At 48.1% G+C, this 18,978-nt stretch carries 11 protein-coding genes and 2 pseudogenes; 12 read left to right on the top strand and 1 reads right to left on the bottom strand.

What is annotated here, in order from left to right; translation table 11 throughout:
* Positions 1–3 precede the first annotated feature (3 nt).
* The 7 genes and pseudogenes from PSI23_RS09590 to PSI23_RS09560 all read left to right on the top strand — a co-directional run bounded on the left by PSI23_RS09590 (position 4) and on the right by PSI23_RS09560 (position 6,734).
* On the top strand, positions 4–360 hold the full coding sequence (locus PSI23_RS09590) for a TIGR03750 family conjugal transfer protein (RefSeq protein ID WP_273554880.1): 357 nt from the start codon (positions 4–6) through the stop codon (positions 358–360).
* Positions 357–1,013: a PFL_4703 family integrating conjugative element protein gene (locus PSI23_RS09585; RefSeq protein WP_273554879.1), complete on the top strand. Its 657-nt coding sequence runs from the start codon at positions 357–359 to the stop codon at positions 1,011–1,013. Before PSI23_RS09590 ends, PSI23_RS09585 begins: the two co-directional genes overlap by 4 nt.
* The gene (locus PSI23_RS09580) at positions 1,010–1,834 is read left to right on the top strand and encodes a TIGR03749 family integrating conjugative element protein (protein ID WP_273554878.1); all 825 of its coding nucleotides are present in this window, start codon (positions 1,010–1,012) and stop codon (positions 1,832–1,834) included. Before PSI23_RS09585 ends, PSI23_RS09580 begins: the two co-directional genes overlap by 4 nt.
* Positions 1,824–3,236, top strand: coding sequence for a TIGR03752 family integrating conjugative element protein (locus PSI23_RS09575; RefSeq protein WP_273554877.1), 1,413 nt, complete (start codon positions 1,824–1,826; stop codon positions 3,234–3,236). Before PSI23_RS09580 ends, PSI23_RS09575 begins: the two co-directional genes overlap by 11 nt.
* Positions 3,236–3,592: a hypothetical protein gene (locus PSI23_RS09570; RefSeq protein WP_099137465.1), complete on the top strand. Its 357-nt coding sequence runs from the start codon at positions 3,236–3,238 to the stop codon at positions 3,590–3,592. Before PSI23_RS09575 ends, PSI23_RS09570 begins: the two co-directional genes overlap by 1 nt.
* A pseudogene (locus tag PSI23_RS09565) lies at positions 3,580–3,981 on the top strand (TIGR03751 family conjugal transfer lipoprotein). Before PSI23_RS09570 ends, PSI23_RS09565 begins: the two are co-directional and overlap by 13 nt.
* Positions 3,981–6,734, top strand: a complete 2,754-nt coding sequence (locus PSI23_RS09560) for a conjugative transfer ATPase (RefSeq protein ID WP_273554876.1) — start codon at positions 3,981–3,983, stop codon at positions 6,732–6,734. The pseudogene PSI23_RS09565 and the gene PSI23_RS09560 overlap by 1 nt, the downstream one beginning before the upstream one ends.
* 493 nt (positions 6,735–7,227) lie before the next feature.
* On the opposite strand, the gene PSI23_RS09555 is transcribed toward PSI23_RS09560, so the two are convergent.
* Positions 7,228–12,201, bottom strand: coding sequence for an RHS repeat domain-containing protein (locus PSI23_RS09555; protein WP_273554875.1), 4,974 nt, complete (start codon positions 12,199–12,201; stop codon positions 7,228–7,230).
* A 478-nt stretch (positions 12,202–12,679) separates the two neighbouring features.
* Here PSI23_RS09555 and PSI23_RS09550 point away from each other — a divergent pair, with 478 nt between their 5' ends.
* From PSI23_RS09550 to PSI23_RS09530, 5 genes and pseudogenes are all read left to right on the top strand, one after another.
* On the top strand, positions 12,680–13,765 hold the full coding sequence (locus tag PSI23_RS09550; protein WP_273554874.1) for a hypothetical protein: 1,086 nt from the start codon (positions 12,680–12,682) through the stop codon (positions 13,763–13,765).
* A 258-nt stretch (positions 13,766–14,023) separates the two neighbouring features.
* Positions 14,024–14,182 (top strand): hypothetical protein, encoded by a 159-nt coding sequence (locus PSI23_RS09545; RefSeq protein ID WP_273554873.1) that lies wholly within the window; start codon positions 14,024–14,026, stop codon positions 14,180–14,182.
* Between the two features lie 54 nt (positions 14,183–14,236).
* The gene (locus tag PSI23_RS09540; protein WP_273554872.1) at positions 14,237–17,482 is read left to right on the top strand and encodes an Ig-like domain-containing protein; all 3,246 of its coding nucleotides are present in this window, start codon (positions 14,237–14,239) and stop codon (positions 17,480–17,482) included.
* Between the two features lie 129 nt (positions 17,483–17,611).
* Positions 17,612–18,010 (top strand): TIGR03757 family integrating conjugative element protein, encoded by a 399-nt coding sequence (locus PSI23_RS09535; protein ID WP_273554871.1) that lies wholly within the window; start codon positions 17,612–17,614, stop codon positions 18,008–18,010.
* Positions 18,007–18,975, top strand: a pseudogene (locus PSI23_RS09530) (TIGR03756 family integrating conjugative element protein). The gene PSI23_RS09535 and the pseudogene PSI23_RS09530 overlap by 4 nt, the downstream one beginning before the upstream one ends.
* Positions 18,976–18,978: the final 3 nt, after the last annotated feature.

The raw sequence follows: 18,978 nt of genomic DNA, 5'->3' as shown, positions 1-18,978 counted from the left end.
ACCATGCAGACGATCGCTTTCTTACCTGACCGTTTAAACGCCGAACCGGTGGTGTTTCGCGGGTTCACCACCCCTGAGATGGGACTGGCCGCACTGGCCGGGATCGCGCTCGGGCTGGCCGTCAGTCTTCCCCTGCTCCCATTAGTCGGTTGGGTCATGATACCGACCGGCATGTTGGTGATGCCCTTGTTACTGATTAGCTTTGGCGGGCGTTGGCTTGCGCATGTTAAACGTGGCAAGCCGGAGAATTATCTCTGGCTAAAACTGGAAGAGAAAAAACGCCGGCTGGGTCTCGGTGATCCGGCATGGATTATTGCCGCCCGGGGCTGGTCATTGCGCCGCAGCAGGAGAGCGCGATGAGCTGGTTTCGTCATGCGGTGAAGAACCGGGATCAGCATATTCTGACCCTGCGAGTGGTGTGCGGCATTCTGGTGTTGGTATTGCTGCTGAGCCTGACGGGCTGGATGGCGTCACCGCGCCATCTTACCATCCATAATCCACCAGATTTACGCACCGGCAGCACACGTCCGTGGTGGGAAATCCCCGCCCCCAGTGTCTACAGCTTTGCTTTTTATATTTTCCAGCAACTGAATGCCTGGCCGAAAAACGGGGCACAGGACTATCCGGCCAAAATTGATGCACTTTCTCCTTATCTGACGCCGGCCTGTCAGGATTTTCTGCGGGAAGATGCCAAAACCCGGGCCGACAGTGGTGAACTGCTCGACCGGGTGCGCGTGGTGTATGAGATTCCCGGCCGCGGCTATGGGACGCGCCGTGTGACGGTGCGTGACCGGGATAACTGGGTAGTCCGGCTGGATTTGGTGGCCGATGAATATTATCACGCGGAACCGGTTAAACGGGCACTGGTGCGTTATCCGCTGAAAGTGGTGCGCTGGGCAGGCGATGCCGAACGTAATCCCTTCGGGCTGGCACTGGATTGTTACGACGGAATGCCCCAGCGGCTGGAAGCGATGCCACAACCACAGGAAGAGAAAAAGGGCGTATTTCAATGAACAGAGTGTCATTTTGCCGCTGGCTGGGACGGGTCAGTTTGTTATTGTTCAGCGTCGGCACACAGGCTGATGAACTGCTGAAATGGGAACGTATTCCGTTATCGGTGACGCTTAAAGTCGGTCAGGAGCGGATTATTTTTGCTGACCGGAATATGCGTATCGGTTTGCCGCCGTCACTCAGTGATAAATTGCGGGTACAAAGTGCCGGCGGAGCGGTATACCTGAAAGCCCACAATGCCTTCCCGCCAACCCGTTTGCAATTGCAGGACAGCGAAAACGGCGAAATCATTTTACTGGATATCACCGCGAGTAAAACGGGCACAACGGAACCCGTGCGTATTGTTTACCCGGATGAAAAACAATCCCTTCCGACTGGAAAATCACAATCGCAAAGCAACGCCAAATTATTGGCACCCGTTCCGGTCGCCTTAACCCGTTATGCCGCGCAGCAACTGTATGCCCCGTTACGTACCGTCGAGCCAGTGGCCGGCATCCAGCCAGTGAATCTGCATCTGACCCCATCCATCACCACCCTCTACCCGTCAGAGCCGATAGCCATCTCTCCGCTGGCAGGCTGGCGATTACACCCTCACACGGTCATCGCGCTGAAACTGCGCAATACGGCTAAACGCACTCTCACCCTCGACCCGCGAGCCTTACAGGGGAAATTTGTCGCGGCTACGTTCCAGCATCGTTGGCTGGGTGAAACGGGGTCGCCGGAGGATACGACGGTATTGTACCTCGTCACAAAAGGGCGGCCGGAGAACGCCTTTATCCCTGAGCCGGTATCGGTGAAACCGGGAGGCCGCGATGCAGATTAAATCCAACAGTCTTGTGAAAATACTGGTGCCGACAGTGCTGGTTATTGGTGGATTTATCGGTATCAAAAGTTGCAGCTCACCGGAAGGTGCCGTGCCCAACACGACGTCGAATCATGTGCTGGCCACGCTGTCACCGGAGGAGTTACAGGCGCTGGGTGTCGGGGGCGATACGCCGGAAGATACCCTGCGTACCCTGATAGGGGCTCTGAATAAAGTGCGGGCAGAGCAGAAACGTTTAAGTCAGCAGAATACCGATATCCTGAAAGAAAATGACCAGTTAAAGCACCAGCGCCTTGATGTTGCCGGCCAGATAGATGCAGCGGTTGCCGCCATCCGTCAGGACGATGAACAGCGTCAGCGTACGTTGCAGGATGAGCAACAAAGTTTGCTGGCACAGATTGATTTACTGACAGAACGATTAAATTCAGCACCGTTGCCTTCTCAGGATAGTTCAATACCCCTTGGGTTGGGACTGGCAGGGAATCAGTATGCGTCCAATCCAGTCAGGGGGCAGGATGAACTCATTTGGGTGACGCCTGCCGATGAAAAACCGGTTGAGAACCAAAACGTGGCTTACGGCCAACCGGCCGCGAAATTTCCGACTTCTTTTTTAAGTGAACAACCGGCAACGGAGCAAAATACCTCACCGAATGCCTCGCTGAAGGAAGAAAACGAAAAACCGGTCTATACCTTGCCGGAAAATGCCACTTTGGTGGGCAGTCAGGCGATGACCGCGTTATTAGGCCGGGTGCCTGTCAATGGCACAGTCACTGACCCTTACCCGTTCAAGATTCTGATTGGCAAAGACAACCTGACCGCCAACGGCATCGAACTGCCGGAAGTGGAAGGCGCCGTGGTTTCCGGCTCGGCCAGTGGTGACTGGACCCTCTCCTGTGTACGCGGGCAGGTCAATTCCATCACCTTTGTGTTTCAGGATGGCACCGTGCGTACCCTGCCGGGCAAAGGGCAAAATCAGCAGGGTATCGGCTGGCTGTCCGATGAAAACGGCATTCCCTGTATCAGCGGCGAACGTAAATCCAATGCCAGCACCTATCTGCCGACGCTGTTTGCCCTTTCAGCCATGAATTCAGCCGGGGACGCTTTGAACGAAAGTCAGCGAACCGCCCAAACCAACGGCGCGGGCGGCATCACTTCTGCTTTAACGGGTAACGCCGGACAGGCGGCATTAGGAAAAGCCCTGGCCGGTGGCATGAATGACATCACCGAATGGCTCAAACAACGTTACAGCCAGACGTTTGATGCAGTCTACGTCCCGCCCGGTGCCGGTGTTGTGGTACATATCACCCAAAGTCTGGCGATGGATTACGAAACGAAAGGCCGTAAAGTGCGCTACGACTTTAGTGAACCTACTCAACATGATATTCAGGAAGATTTAGATTAATGGAACACACGCCTTCTCACTGGCTGTTTTGCACCAGCCAGCCTTACTGTCTGCAAATCAATATGACGCCCTGTGTTGAACAGGCACCGATTCAGCTTGACTGGCGACCCTCTCATGAAAAAGACAGCCGATTATATCTCACCATTGGCAATAGATGCCGGCTACTGAGTGACGGTGATTTTACCGTCTTTCGTCTGACAGAAATCCAGTGGCAAGCGGTTATTGCAGGCAAAATCAGGGCTAAGTCTGAACAGTGGGAACGTCTGCCGTTTACGGTATCGGAACTGGCCGTCCATCCTGAGTTTGCCACCTTTACTGCCATTGACACTACGGAGGTTCAGCTATGCGAAAAATAAACGCGGTTGTCGTGTTGTGTCTGTCAGGGCTGATGGCCGGTTGTTCAACCTCGAAAGACACGTTGCTGCCTGCCGGAAAGCAGACGGTGCTGGCGATGTGACAGGGCAATAAAGCCGGTCACACTGCCGTGCAGGCAAGAACCGCATTGCGCAGAACGTTGACTGGGACCGAACGGAAACGAGCGCTGGAAGCGCCTGACCCTTACCGCCGTTCGGCTGAGCATGAGATCAGTCAGCAATTTCCCCGTCTCCTCAACCCCGATATGGTGATGTATGTCTTCCCGCATCTGGCCGCCGGCAATACGCCGATACCGGGCTACAGCACCGTGTTCCCGTTTTATCAGCAGGTGCAGTACGCCCTGCCGGGTGAACGTACGGAGGCGCTGTGATGGAAATCCCCAAACCGCTGCACCGCCCCGGCCAGCTGCGTGAAGCCGATGAAGCCGCGATTTACCGGGCCAACCCTTCCATTATCGATTATCTTCCCTGGGTGGAATATCTGGAAGACGGGCAATGCCTGTTGCTGGATGATGGTGTCTCTGTCGGGGCGGTCTACCGCATCGAGCCTGTTGCCACCGAAGGGCGTCCAATGGAGAGACTGATTGAAATTCGGGATCAGCTGGAAGATGCGATCCAGGACAGTCTGGAAGAGGACGATATCTCACCGTGGGTGGTGCAATTTTTTTGTCAGGACGAAGATGATCCTGCGGCCTATCTCAATACATTACGGGATTACGTCAAACCCTGGGCGCAAGGTACGGCTTTTACGGAGGCCTTTCTGGCCGAGTCCGAACGCCATCTGAACAGCATTGCCCGGCCTGAGGGGATATTTCAGGATAGCCTGATCACAGGGCAACCGTGGCGCGGACAACAACGACAGACGCGTATGGTAGTCTATCGCTGGCTGCCTGCTCACAAATCACAGGCAAACCACTCAACGTTATCTTCAGTGGCCGCACTCAATCAGGTCTGCGAGCGTCTGGTGTCGTCACTGGCGGCGGCGGGAATTGTGGCTGTCCGGCAGCATGGCGCGCAGATCCATCGTTGGTTGTTACGTCATTTTAATCCATCCCCGGACTGGGGTATGGCAAAAGCCGATTTTTATCGCACGGTGAGTGATGAAACGCCCCTGCAGCTCGATCTCCCGATCCATAATGACTTTGCCGAAAGCCTGTGGTTTACCCCGCCGGTGTCTGATCCTGACAATGGCATCTGGTGGTTTGATGGTCTGCCACATAAAGCGGTGCCGGTTGAACGTCTGCGCCGTCCGCCAGAACCGGGCACGCTGACGGGGGAAGTGAAACGGGGGGATAATATCAATGCCCTGATGGATATGATGCCGGAAGGCACCGTGGTTTCTTTGACCATCGTGGCGCAGGCACAGGATACGTTGGAAGCGGATTTTACCCGGCTGGCAAAAAATGCCGTGGGGGAAAATACCGAATCGGTGCGTGTCCGGCAGGATGTGCAGGAAGTCAAAGCCTTACTGGGACGACGCCATAAACTGTACCGCAGCGCGCTGATCTTTCTGGTGCGGGGCAACGATATCACTGACCTGAACCAGAGGGCGCATCAGTTATCATCAACCCTGCTGAGTGCCGGATTACAGCCGGTGCGACCGGAATTCAGTGTGTCCCCGTTGAATGCCTATCTGCGCGCCCTGCCAATGTGTTTTAACCCACAGAAGGACAGGAAACACTGGTACAGCCGTCTGACCTGGGTACAGCATCTGGCTGGGTTATTGCCGGTTACCGGGCGTTCAACCGGCACCGGGCATCCGGGATTCAGCTTTTTTAATCGCGGTGGTGCGCCGCTGACCTTCGATCCGATGAACAAACAGGATCGCACCCAGAATGCGCACTTATTGCTGTTTGGTCCGACCGGGGCAGGCAAATCCGCCACCCTGTGTGCTTCTCTGGTTCAACTGATGGCTATCCACCGACCGCGCCTGTTTATTGTCGAAGCGGGGAACAGTTTTGGTTTACTCGCCGATTACTACGCCAGTCTGGGGCTGACGGTCAATAAAATCGGTATCAAACCGGGCTGTGGCGTCAGTCTGGCGCTGTTTGCCGATGCCCATCAACTGCTGCAACTCAGCCCCAATCAATGGCAGGACATTCCTGATGAATCACAGGAAGACGACAATAATGATGAACAGCGCGATATTCTGGGCGAGATGGAAATTGCTGCCCGGCTGATGATCACCGGCGGCGAGAAAAAAGAGGAAGAGCGCCTGACCCGCTCAGATCGCGGTTTGATCCGCGAAGCCATTATGATGGCGGCTCACACCAGTCATGAAGAACAACGCCAGATGATCGCCTCAGATTTACAGAATGCGCTGTATGCCATCGCCCGCAATCATCAACAGGATGAACACGGCCAGCCGTTAATCACGGCACATCGTCGGGCACGCGCGGATGAAATGGCCGGTGCCATGTCGATGTTTACCCAGGGTTTTGAAGGGGAACTGTTTAACCGTCCCGGCACGCCCTGGCCGGAAGTGGATGTCACCCTGATTGATTTGGGTACGCTGGCGCGTGAAAACTATTCGGCACAAATGGCGCTGGCGATGGTTTCACTCATCAATACCGTGAATAACCTGGCTGAACGCGATCAGTATCAGGACAGAGAACTGCAACTGGTGATTGATGAAGGGCATATCACCACCACCAACCCATTGCTCTCCCCCTATATGACCAAGGTCGTCAAGATGTGGCGTAAACTGGGCGCCTGGCTGTGGCTCGCCACACAAAACCTCGCTGACTACCCGGATACGGCTGAAAAAATGCTGAATATGGCGGAATGGTGGCTGTGCCTGACTATGCCACCGGATGAAGTCGAGCAAATCGCCCGTTTCAAAAAACTGAATGAAGAGCAGAAAGCCGTGTTGCTCTCTGCCAGTAAACTTCCCCGTTGTTATACCGAAGGCGTAGTGTTGGCGAAAAAAATCGACGCGTTGTTTCGGGTTGTGCCGCCGAGCCTGTATCTGGCGCTGGGGATGACGGAAAAAGAAGAAAAGGCCGAACGGCGGGCGTTAATGTGCGAGCATCAGTGCAGTGAACTGGAAGCGGCGGTGTTGGTGGCTGAAAAAATGGATATTGTACGTGGATTACAAATTAAATCCGCCATGAATGTGTTCTGATTTTTGTGAATGACTACTCTAACAATCCAAATATGGTGGCTGGTTCACTTTTCTCCCACCAGTGTGGACTGACTTATCAGTATCGTCAGTACAAAAAGATTGTGGAAAAATAAATGGAAATATGTCATAGCATTACTCCCCAATCAGTGTAGATATACTCACCAACAAGATGACTAAAAAGAGAGACGATTACAGCAAGTAACTATTTATCGTGTTTTGGAAATTTTTAAGTGAAATGAATGCGCTATTGTCAGAATGAAGTTGGCTTGCTCTGGAATAGATATCACCAAGAAGCTAAGTTACAAAGAAGGCTATAATGCAGGCACAGTGCTAACAGCTTCATAAAAGCGCGTACATAAATTGGATGTTTTTTGATTCACTATTAGCATTGTTAATTCCAAAGTTGAACTATTTTCATATCATTTACTACAAATACGGTTACCAGCGTTAAAAGGCCTCATCATGTAACCGCATGTTCTTTATTTAATAATGATTATCGAAATAGTTTTAGTATCCCATGTTTGAATGACTCAGCCAAAACAGTTTCAGTTTTTAGGCTAAATTCTCTTCTTATATATCCTGAGACTGGAGTTAAGCTATGAAAAGGTGGCCTAAAGTGGCCTGAGTGATTCACTAAAGAAATTTTATTGCCTGACTTAAACAGATATCCGGCACTAATGACACTCAATCCGTCAGCCTCCTTGGCTAATACGGGATGAGAAAGCATTTTAGGGTCAACTTTCTTACTGATACTTCCTATGGCTAATGTACCTTTTTCATTAAAAATAAACTTATGCGATCTTGATGTATCAGATAGGACATCAAGATCTTCAGCATTTCTGACAATAGTGACTACCGCGTTTTTATTGCGTATTGCCTCTTCGGCTAAATTCTTCTCAACATCATAGAATTTAAGTTTGGTATTCTCTAAGATACCTTTACCTACACCAGTATTATTAACAGATTCAGCCAGCTCATTCCCATTTTGTGCCATCCTTTTAGCAGCATTAACAGCGCTTTTGCCACCCAGTCCTTCTCGTTGTATCGTGGCGACTCGCTCTGATAGTGCATCAAGCTTCCCAACCGCTTTTACGCCTGCTTTGGCCACTGACACACCAAGACCTATCACACCCGTTCCCAGTGAAACCCAACCCAAGATAGATGAAGCCTGTGGAGAAGCTTCTTCCAACGCCCCACTCACAATGGCTGTCACATCTGATGCTACCCCGAGCGCGCCCACTGCCAGTGAGGTAACCGATGCTGCACTGATCGCCGCCATAACGCCTCCCGCTGCTGCTATCGCTATGCCACCAGTGATGATTGCTACTCCCAGCCCCAAAATACCCAGACCAATACCTAGCCATGCCTGCCAACTCAAGTGCCCTGATGGGTCGGCCAGATTAATGGGGTCTCCCAGACAGTAAGCATAGGCATTTATTCCTCCTGCACCAAATGGACTCAGACTATCAGGTGAGGTGAATCTTCTGAGCGAAGGACTGTAGGCTCGATAGCCATTACCCAGTTGGTAGGCATTGAGCACAGTATCTTTACGTTCGCCATTAAAACCCAGCACACTAACACCACGCGCAGTAGACAGAGATTCTCCATAAGCTGCATAAGCGTAGTTCTCTTTATCACCATTATTTTCGACAGTAATAACTGAGTTCATGCTGTCTGTACCGGTGAGCCAGACACCGGCTTTTTTACCCGTTTTGTACTGCGCACAACAGCCTGTATCAGTATTGAGCAGACGGGTACTGTTATCGCTTTCAATAATGTTGATCAGCTGATTACCCCGATAATATAAAGATGTTGTGCCTTGTCCTTTGAGCCGGTTAAGTGGGTCATAAGTATAATTGGTTTTTGTTCCATTACTGTCTTTCACACTGAACAGACGCCCAAGTTGGTCATAACTCAAGTTTCTATTTTGCTCATCTTGCGTCAACTGGCCTGAGGTATCATATTTCAGCAATCCTGAGGGATAACGCGGGTGCGTATGTTTGACGCTGGTTAACTGACATGGATCTTTTATATTCCCATACACGTAGGTTGTTACATTTGTTGAATTATCAGCGAAATTTGATGTACATGTTTGGATATTACCGTAGACATCATAAGAAAAAGTTTGATTACGAATAACATTGCCATAATTATCAGTCGGCGCTTGTGTTCCTGTACAGCTATAGGTTGTCAATCGGTTACGGTTATCGTAGGCGTAAGTTTCGTTGCGGACAGAGACGCTATTGAGGAGAGTCTCTTTATTATTAATTTGATGATTTTTATTCCAATATTGATTTATAGACCAATCTTCTTCTCCTTTTATATTCCGACTTATTTCTCTGCCGAAATCATCAAATTTAACCGTAGTGCTTAAGGTCTTCTTGCTCTTTAGATCTATACCTTGCCAATAATATAAACGTCCCAAGTCATCATATTTTACAGTGACCTGCATATCTTTATCTGCGATTGCAGTTATTCTTCCAAACGTATCCGGGGTTATGGTCTGTACGGCACCATCAACGTGTGTATAAGTTTTCAATCTGTTAGCTGTTGTATAAGCGTAATTTGTAGGTTTACCATCCAGGTTTTCATTGCTCAGCCGACCTGATGGATAATATTGATATGACAGGACGTTATTTCCAGTATTAGCGTTCTTTTCTGAAGTAGAATTAACAGAACCGTTGCTGTTGTATTGGAAATTCTGACTAATTTCGCTTGTAGAAACCGATGCAAGCGCGTTCTCCAATGCAGCAATATAGAGACGTTGACGTTTTTGCCCCAACGGAGTTATTTCCGTTGTTGGATAGATATCTGTGCTTAGGTCATAGCTATATTGCCAAGTGCGGCCACCGGATGAAGTTGTTAACAAACGGCCCAATCCGTCAAAACTTTGTGTCCCCAAAACAACGTTATTGACTGCGATTTCAACTGGCAGGTTTTCGGGGGAATAATCACAATATTTTTTGGTGATAACCGCATTATCAGGCAAAGTAGTTTTGGTTACCCGTCCCCAGTTGTCATATTCGTAAGTCGTCACACGGCCTAATTCATCAGTTTGTTTGCGTAACTGATGCCACCCATCCCATTCCATAGCGCTTTGGCTGTATAAAACGTTATTTTTGTCATACAGTGCAATCGTAATCGGTTGATGATCTGAATTATAAGTAGTCACAGTTTTACCTGTCCGATTGTCATTTTTACCACTGTTGAACGTGGTGACTGTCAAGGCAACCGGGTCTGTAAAATTGTACTGTTGTGTGCCGTCAGTGGACGATACAATATTGTTCTGCCCCCAATCATCATAAGAATTTGTCTGTGACACTTGTGTTACCGCACGTTCTATGTTGGATTGCGTAAGCTCATTATAGTCAAGCCACATTGCCGTAAGCTCACGCCCCAATTCATCATAATTTTGCTTGTGGAGTGTTTGCCAAACACTCTTTTGTGCGTTTAATTTTGTGTCTAGTTTAATTTTCCTTCCCGCTCCATCTAACCCATAGCGAAGCTGGTTTTGATTGCTGTCGGTGATGGTGACAAGAAAAGGAGTCGCACCGTTTTGATATTGTTCATATTGATAAGTTCGGGTATTTTCATAGTTCGTGCCTTGGCTGATAGTTGAACGAATGACCCGGCCTAACTTGTCATAGGCAGCAGTTGAAGTCACATTTTGTGCGTTAGTTGATGACCATAACCGCCCGGTAAAACGTGAACGGGCTTCGCGTCGCGTTAACTGTAATTTATCGGAACTGGTAATAGTATGGGTTTGTATTAACTGATTTCCTTCAACTCTAAAATTAAAATCATGTTGTTCTGTATAAGCAGAGTACATTGCTCCATTTGGATAATGCGTATTGCTTACTGTTTTCAATCGCCCAAATTCATTCCTATCTTTATTATCGACATATTCATAACTATTTTGACCAATTAACTGGTTACCCAGGTAATGAGATTCACTTGTTTTTAAGACAGAGGCAATTATCGTACTACTGGGCGGATTATTATATTGTCTGTAACGATATATCGTTTTTTGTAGCGGACTTGTATAATTTGAAGGGGCTGGAGTTGTTATCATTGTTTTCATAAAACGGGTAAAACCGTTAGGATCCGGAGGGCAATCATTACCGCTGCCGGTCGCTGGATAGTATTCCCATTCTATTTTTTCTCTAATTTGCGCCTGTGTTTTACCACTCAAAGTAATATTACTGACAGGATTCCCTGAATCATCAAATACAGTATGGGTTATTTCACTACGTGAGCCGGTTTTATCTTCCCAGATTGTTGTACTGGTTTTCGGTAATTGAAACTGGGGGGGTTGGCGATCAAAGTTCTGACCAACGACTGCATAATATTCTATCGTAGTTTTATGAGTGCAACTATTTTGGGATGTCTTTTCTTCTACTTGCAAGTGGTAATTATTATAAGTGCGTTTACAGATTTTTGTTTGACCATTGCAAGTACTGCTTTCTTCAGACCAATACGAATAATCAGTTAAAATTGCATATAAATTATCCTGTTGACTATCCCAGTCCACACCAGAATAACCACCAATAAAGTTATTGTCTGAGTAGGTATAGGTTGTTTTTATCTCTGGCTGTCCTCCCCCCGGAGTTTGAGTAAACAAAGTTACGAACGGCAGTGGTGGTAAATGGGCTGAATCCGGGAAATGATGCCCTTGCCCATCATTACGGTAACGAACAGTCTGACTCATGCCACCAGGAGCCGTCATTCTGGTCAGCCATAAACCCCATTCACCATTATATCCCATAGTGTCATAATTAAACTGCCACACTAAAGGGGAGCCCTCCAAACTGAAGTTATGAATACTGCCCAGTAAGCCATTCTGAAACCAGAGTTCAGTGTCGTACCCTTCTTTCTGGCCAGGTAACAGCTGTACTGTGGTTTTGGTATCGCCATCGTACTTTACAGAGAGCAAGGTGTCATACGCATCCTGAATAGAGCTCAGACGTGGCTGTTGTCCCCGACTATAATCCCAACCCAATATCAGCGCATATCCGGCAGGTGCCAGTAATTTCACTGGTACCTTGAGGCTGTATGCGTTATTGGGGCCAGTCAGAATTTCTACCTCACCGGATTTATGGATAATCCGGTAGCAATCATTTTTTATATCTTTTTCAAAACGGATATTTTTAAGTTTTTGTTGTTGCAAAAAAACACCGTTGTTATTCTCCAGCACTTTATATTGCTCTCCGGTAGATAAAACCAGCAAATGGCTGTCAGAATCATAGATTGATAAACCCAGAGAGAAACCTTTACCGAAGCCAATATCAACAGTGGTAAGTGGAGAATAGCTCAGAGTCAATGGCAGGGAAGGACCATGATTATAGTTACCTATCAGGTAACCTAAGGTAACATGAGCATTAAATAAGCCAGTACGGGGATCAACACCACTAGAAACAGCACTCGTGAAATTGGTGGCCTGAGTAAAGAAATTTGCAGTATTACTCATTGAGTATACTCCTATTATAAAAATATAAAGAAATAGATATTAGAATCTAAAGTTGAATTTAGAAAAAAACATTAATGAAAAATGGGATACGTATTTAAAGTAAATGTTATTAACTTTATTGTGTTGTGACAATTACTGTTGGCAATGTTATAAATTTGGTTATAAAAACTTAAGTAAACAACCAAGTTCAATATATAAATTATATGAAAATAAATTTAAAAAAACATACGGACATCACAGTATTATATGGAAACTCACATGTTTAAAAAATATAAAATGATAATTATATAACGAAAATTAAAAAATAAATATTGTTTGTGTTCAGTAATGAAATGTGCAAGATTATTATAATGCATATTCATGGTTAGATTGTCAGTGAAAAAGAAAACATCATTTGTATCACTCAGTATCCATATGTATTTGTGATGAAAACAACTTCATCATAAGAAATAATTATCTTATAGGTAAGGAAATAGTTATGAATAAAGATAATTCCGGCCTTTTATTCCCTAAATTTAACATAGCAACGGATACCTCAGATCCTATATTGTTCAACAATGGTAATAACCAAATCAGGGTGTATGTTACTTATAAGTTAATAGCTAACGGCACCCTTATTCCTCCTGATATTGCAAAAAAAGCGTCAATTACATTATTGAATTACATTTCAGAAAATCCCATTACTAATGAAGGGTGGAATGTAGCTGATAGCCCTAACGACTTTGTTACTCAAGGAACGCCTCCGGGAGGATTAGAAAGTGGTGATGTGCAGAAAGTATTCTATATATCCACCCAAAACATAAGCTCGATGAGAATTGGTTTTAAAATAGATTTTAATGTTCCTGGTTATCCTTCTGGAACAATGACTTCATCACTTAACTCTGACGCACACAAATCTATCGAACCCAGATTACAGGCATCTTTTATTTACACCATTAAAGATATTAACTGGGATAAATATAAAGCCACTACATATAGTGGAGATGCATCGGTTGTTTACAACTATTATTTGTCTTGCAATAAGGATAGCTATCGATTTATAAAATTTGATGTAAATGGTTATCTTTCTCAAAGTGGGTATTATGGATTATGTGGCTGGTGTCTCGCAGATGGGTATAAAAACTTTTATGGGGCTTACATCTGGCCCGATACCCCCCACCAGAGACAACAGAAAACTATAATCAATTTCCCTGGTGATTACAGTTCTGTCGTGACTATTTATGATCAATATTCTGAACAGGGAAATCGTGAGCATCTTTGTTGCACATGGGCCTATAACCATCATGGTGGCTCAGGAAAATGGAATTTGGGAGGGCCAATAAGTTATTGGTGGCAGTATCTTGAAACAACGATAAAAGTATATGATCAGTATGGAAATAGTGGATATTTTTGGTTAGATACTAAAAATATCAACCCTAGCTACTCAGAATCCAATAATTATGTTCTTGATTCAAGACTACATAATCTATACAACGTTGACGCTAATGATAATATCTCAATAACCCAAAATGCTAGCACCCCAAATCCAAAACTGAATATATATGATCACAAGCCTCCCTTTTAATAAGGTTAGTGTTGTAACCATAAAGCACAGAGAATTGTTTTCTTTCTGAAAAGAAAGATTTCTAAAAAACAACATGATTTTAAAATCTACGAATATGAAAACTAAGTGCCTGAGGTATTCTCAGAATGCTTTGTAAAAACTCAGTTTATGAAAATACCTAGGCATGATTAATTTAGAAAATTTATTATAAAGTTATAACTTCACAAATAAACATATTAAAAATGTTGTGTCATTCCAAAAAAACAACAGATACTACATATGGTAGGTACATTTACCCGTGAAAAACTACTCAGTAAATTGGAAGTAGCCATTTTGGTGGATAAAAAATGGATATTACATGGAAAATTCCAGTTGAATCCAATGTGTGATTATCAATTAATTTTCATTTTCGAAAAAAGAATTAAGCGCGGTACTTAAGCTGTTTTTTCGGCATGTTACCCCTTTCAGCATTAATGAAAAGGGTAACAACTCGTGGTGCAAAAAATCCAATCCCGTCGCTTCAGCAGGGCGAAATCTTCGATTGTCGGCCTGTTAAGCCTGTCACTCAGTTTTCCCGGTCAGGCTATGCCAGAAGAACAAACCCAAGACCCGCAGGTACAAAAACTGGCCGAAATCACCACCCAATGGGGGCAACTTACCCAATCGCAATCGCCCGGTGAGGCAGCAAAAACACTGGCTGCCCAGCAATTATCGTCTGCGGTCACATCAGCACTGACACCGTGGTTGAATCAATACGGCAATGCCCGCCTTACACTCCCTTTCGACAGCCATTTTGCGTTAAAAGACATTGCATTGGATGGGTTGCTGCCTTTTTATCACTCGGTTTCGGGTACCGCATTCAGCCAGTCAGGGGTAAAAACCCATCACGGTCAGACAACAACCACACTTGGATTCGGCTATCGCTATTTAGCCGATGACTGGCTCTGGGGTGCCAATGTCTTCTGGGATGCGTTGTGGCCGGAGCAGCATCACCGTTACAGCATCGGGCTGGAAGCCTGGCATGATAACGTCAAACTGTCCGCCAATCTTTACCGGCGCTTATCTCACTGGAAACCCGCCCGGCTCACGGATTTTGACGCAAGACCGGCCAATGGCTGGGATATTCAGGCCGAAGCGTATTTGCCGGCTTTTCCTCACTGGGGCGGGCAGTTGACGTATGAACACTATGACGGGCAGCAGGTTGCCTTATTGGGTAAATCAGAACGCCAGAAAAATCCGTACAGCGTCACCGCCGGGCTGACTTACACGCCAGTCCCCTTAGTCTCATTGGGTGCCGATTTTCGGCAGGGTAAACAAGGGACCAGTGAGAACCGTTTTACCCTGAACCTCAATTATCGGTTGGGTGTCCCGTTCAGCCATCAGCTTGACCCGAACGCAGTCGCACCCCTGCACAGCCTGAGATCCAGTCAGTGGGATTTTGTGAACCGGCGCAGTGATATGGTACTGGATTATCAGAAGCAAACGCTGCTGACGCTGACCTTTCCGACTTCGGTTAAAGGCTATGAAGGCAAGGAAGTGACCTTTGTGCCGGTTATCCAATCCCAATATCCCCTGGCACGTTTAGAGCTGGATACCAGTGAATTACAGCAGGCAGGCGGAAAAATACTTGATCAGCAACTAGGTAAAGTGACATTACGGTTGCCGAAAACTACGGAAAAACCCGTCCGGCTTTCGGGGGTTGCCGTTGATAATCGGGGTAATCGCTCCAGCCGGGCAGAAATCATGATGGTGAGTCTGCCGACCGAAAAGCGATGGCAGGTGACAGCGAATAAAAAGCAGGCCAAAGCCGATGGTCATGACAGTGTGCTCTATACCGTCCTTGTCACCGATCAGGAAGGCACTCCTGTCCCTCATCAGGCTGTTATCTGGTCAAGTGATAAAGGCGAATTATCCCAAACCCGGCAGAACACAGATGTGCAGGGGCAGGCATTGGTCGTGCTGCACAGTCGTCAGCAGGGGCTGCACACAGTACGTGTTTCCGTGGATGAAGAGGTTGCTGTTGCACCTTCAGTCCAGTTTGATGCGGTGCTGATACCCGAAATCACCATTGATAAGCACAGCGTTAAGGCGGATGGGCAATCGAGGGCGACCTTGACGGTCACGGTTAAAAACGCCGATGGTCAACCTGTGCCCAATCAGACTGTTGGCTGGCAGACCCCGCTCGGCCAGTTCTCCTCATTTTCATTGATGACTGATGCGAAAGGGCAGGCCACCGCCTATTTAACCAGCAAAGTATCAGGAAGTGCAGAAGTAGCAGTGGCGGTTGGCAGTGAAACGGTGATGGCTTCTCCGATCCGCTTTATTGCCTCGCTAACGCATACGCTTCAGGTGGTCAAACAAACCGCGATTGCCGATGGTCAGGACAGCATTCTTTATACGGTGAACGTGCGCGATGCAGCGGATCACCCCGTTGCTCACAGCAAAGTGCAATGGTCTGCGAATAACGGGCAACTGCTGGACAGGCAGGAACAGACAAACAGTCAGGGAGAAGCGACAGCCCGGTTAATCAGCTGCATCGCAGGGAGGGCAACGGTGAAAGCCGAGGTGGCGGGAAAAATCCTTGATGCTGCTCCGGTGATGTTTGAACGCCGGCAGAAACCCGCTATCACGGTGGACAAAGTCAGGGCTAAAGGTGATGGGCAGGATACGATTGTGTTAACGGCTATAGTGCAAGATTCATTGGGATCACCTGTGGCAAATCAGCCGGTGAGTTGGCAAGCAGATCACGGTGTGTTGTCTTCAGGACGCACACAAACTGACCATCAGGGACAAACGCAAGTTCGATTGAACAGCACGTTTGCTGGGCTGCATCAGGTGCAAATCCAGGTTGAAGATCATAAAGTGGCCGCCCCCATGATGGCGTTTGATGAAGTGCTGTTATCCACCATCAGGGTCAATAAAACCCGCGCCGCGGCGGATGGCGAAGATCGGGTGACTTTTACTGTCACCGTCACCGATATTTATGGGCAGGGGCTTGCGGATAAAGCGGTTGATTGGTCTGGCAACCTTGGCGATATGATTTTTGCAGAAGACAGGACAGACCGTCAGGGAAATGCAACGGCAACCCTTGTCAGTCGTCATACTGGGCTGGCCTCTGTCACCGCTAACATTGATGATCAGCAAGTCGTATCCTCTGTGGAATTTATCCTGCCGTTACGCCTGGTTGATACCGTTGCCATTGACAGCCAGGGCGGCAATGCCAATCACAAATCGTTTGGTCTCCGGGGGCCTTCCGTACTCTGGCGTGGCGCAAAATTTCGCCTTATCACGGCCGGCAATACAGGCTGGGTAAGCTGGCAGAGTGATTCACCCTCGGTGACGGTATCGGGGGATGGGGTGACGGTGCAACAAAATCCTGACGGAGTCAGGCTCACCGGCACTGATGAGACTGGGCAACAGGTCGCACTGACCTTGACGGTTCACACCTGGTTTGAGCGCTCCGGCCTGACAAAAGACTTTTATTCTCATGCGAAACAGCTTTGCCAATCACTCGGCAGCCGGATTGCCTCCAAATATGTCCTGGAACGGCTCTATGAGGAATGGGGGAACTTTTATCTCTACGATGGCTGGGCGCGGGAATTTTATGTGACTGCCACGGATTACCTGGCGGCCAGCTCAGGTTCAGCAGAGCATCAGGCGAAATGGGCGTTTTGGGCAGAAACAGATCGGTGGATGCGAAATGGCTGGCCGATGACAGGATTTGCATGCAGTCGTTAATGAATAACAGGGCGGTTTTGCTTTGCTCTTCAGTCCCTTTTTTCATTTTTCGGAAAACTAATTAATGGCTGATTTTTACAATATATTTCTTCAGGCTATCCCGGTGTTTGATAAAACGGGAAGTGGACTATGTGGAAGTCGGCTTTATTGTTTTTGGGGGGGGTGCTGGCCTCATTATCGGCTAATGCGAAAGTGGTTATCTATACCGACAGTCAGCATCCTCCCGTCAATCTTTCCCCGGAGACACAAATTGTCTGGCTGGATGTGGCTGAACAACAGCGGCAGAAAATCTTCGCTCACCTTTCTGCCGATCCGCAGCAAGCCGCTATTCAAGCACAAGCTATTCTGCAATTACCCCAATGGCATCAGCAGGAACAGCAACTGATTCAGTCTTATCGTGCTGTTGTTAAAGCCTGGCAATCAGGCGTGCGTAAATATCCAGCGGTGGTATTTGATGACCGTGATGTGGTGTATGGCACGGTGGATGTGGCAAAAGCGAGCGCCCTCAGGGAGCAGCGTACCCCATGAAGACACCACGCCTTGCTTTTCCTGTTGTCATCACGCTGATAGCGGCGTTTGCTCCCTTTGCGCAGGCCTCCCTCAACACCGCCCAGATTGTGGTCAGCAGTCTCTCGCCATCCTGTATCCAGTGGCGGGTCAGCGGTATTTGTTACTGGCTGTTTTGTTCCTGGCATGGCTGTACGGTAAAAACGTCGGTTAAAGTCACTCACTACCTCCCCGAAGTGGTGGTGTCCACCTATCACGCCCCCGGCGGCAATCCGTGGGCAGAAATGGCACAGGTCAGCCGGTTATCCGGCGGACTGGAAAATGCTGTCACCGGTGCGTTATCCCACCTGACTGCGGGCGGTGGCCACCATAATAGCCAGATGGCAGGCCAGCGCCGGACCAGTCTGCGTTTTAAATATGCCGATGCCATCGGGCATCCCGCCACCCGCCTGATAGGCGGGCAAATCCCCGGGTATTCCTGCCGCAGTGCTGCCACCCCGTTGGTGCCTTATTTTCTCAGCACGCTGGATACGATGGCATGGCGTACCGGTTTACCGGAATCGTTCTACCCGGAAGCGCTTATTCCCGGCCAGCGGGAGCTGGGCAGCCAAATGGCCGCCAATCTGTGGGGTCATATTTACCCGCGCTCAGGCTTTGTCAATCAGACCGATGATGACAAGGCGTCTGCCGTGGTGGCGCAGCGGGTGGCGGATATTATCACCCGCGTTGGGCAACCCCATGTTTATCAGGCCCTGAAGGGACAGCGTACGGATGGCTACTGACCGCCCGGGCCGGTGACAGAAAATACCGGCACCCAGAACCATCAATGGCAGCGATTATCACCCCGGTTAAGTCCGTCCTGTGCGGTGTTTCCTGACGGGGAACATTCGGCTGCAAACAGCGGCAATCAGGCCTATGCCCTGTGGCAACCCTACAGTTGTTGCCAGCGTCGCGGGCAGCGTTTTCTTGGCAGTACCGATATCTGAAAT

It is taken from the genome of Xenorhabdus yunnanensis (assembly GCF_028598805.1).
GTDB lineage: Bacteria > Pseudomonadota > Gammaproteobacteria > Enterobacterales > Enterobacteriaceae > Xenorhabdus > Xenorhabdus yunnanensis.
Note: the sequence above shows the minus strand (reverse complement) of the source record. Positions and strands in the feature narration are given on the sequence as shown.

What these genes read in the sequence shown, in the direction of transcription:
- PSI23_RS09555 (WP_273554875.1), bottom strand. Translation starts at nt 12,201, where the DNA reads ATGAGTAATACTGCAAATTTCTTTACTCAGGCCACCAATTTCACGAGT.
- PSI23_RS09535 (WP_273554871.1), top strand. Translation starts at nt 17,612, where the DNA reads ATGTGGAAGTCGGCTTTATTGTTTTTGGGGGGGGTGCTGGCCTCATTA.
- PSI23_RS09590 (WP_273554880.1), top strand. Translation starts at nt 4, where the DNA reads ATGCAGACGATCGCTTTCTTACCTGACCGTTTAAACGCCGAACCGGTG.
- PSI23_RS09570 (WP_099137465.1), top strand. Translation starts at nt 3,236, where the DNA reads ATGGAACACACGCCTTCTCACTGGCTGTTTTGCACCAGCCAGCCTTAC.
- PSI23_RS09545 (WP_273554873.1), top strand. Translation starts at nt 14,024, where the DNA reads ATGGTAGGTACATTTACCCGTGAAAAACTACTCAGTAAATTGGAAGTA.
- PSI23_RS09560 (WP_273554876.1), top strand. Translation starts at nt 3,981, where the DNA reads ATGGAAATCCCCAAACCGCTGCACCGCCCCGGCCAGCTGCGTGAAGCC.
- PSI23_RS09580 (WP_273554878.1), top strand. Translation starts at nt 1,010, where the DNA reads ATGAACAGAGTGTCATTTTGCCGCTGGCTGGGACGGGTCAGTTTGTTA.
- PSI23_RS09585 (WP_273554879.1), top strand. Translation starts at nt 357, where the DNA reads ATGAGCTGGTTTCGTCATGCGGTGAAGAACCGGGATCAGCATATTCTG.
- PSI23_RS09550 (WP_273554874.1), top strand. Translation starts at nt 12,680, where the DNA reads ATGAATAAAGATAATTCCGGCCTTTTATTCCCTAAATTTAACATAGCA.
- PSI23_RS09575 (WP_273554877.1), top strand. Translation starts at nt 1,824, where the DNA reads ATGCAGATTAAATCCAACAGTCTTGTGAAAATACTGGTGCCGACAGTG.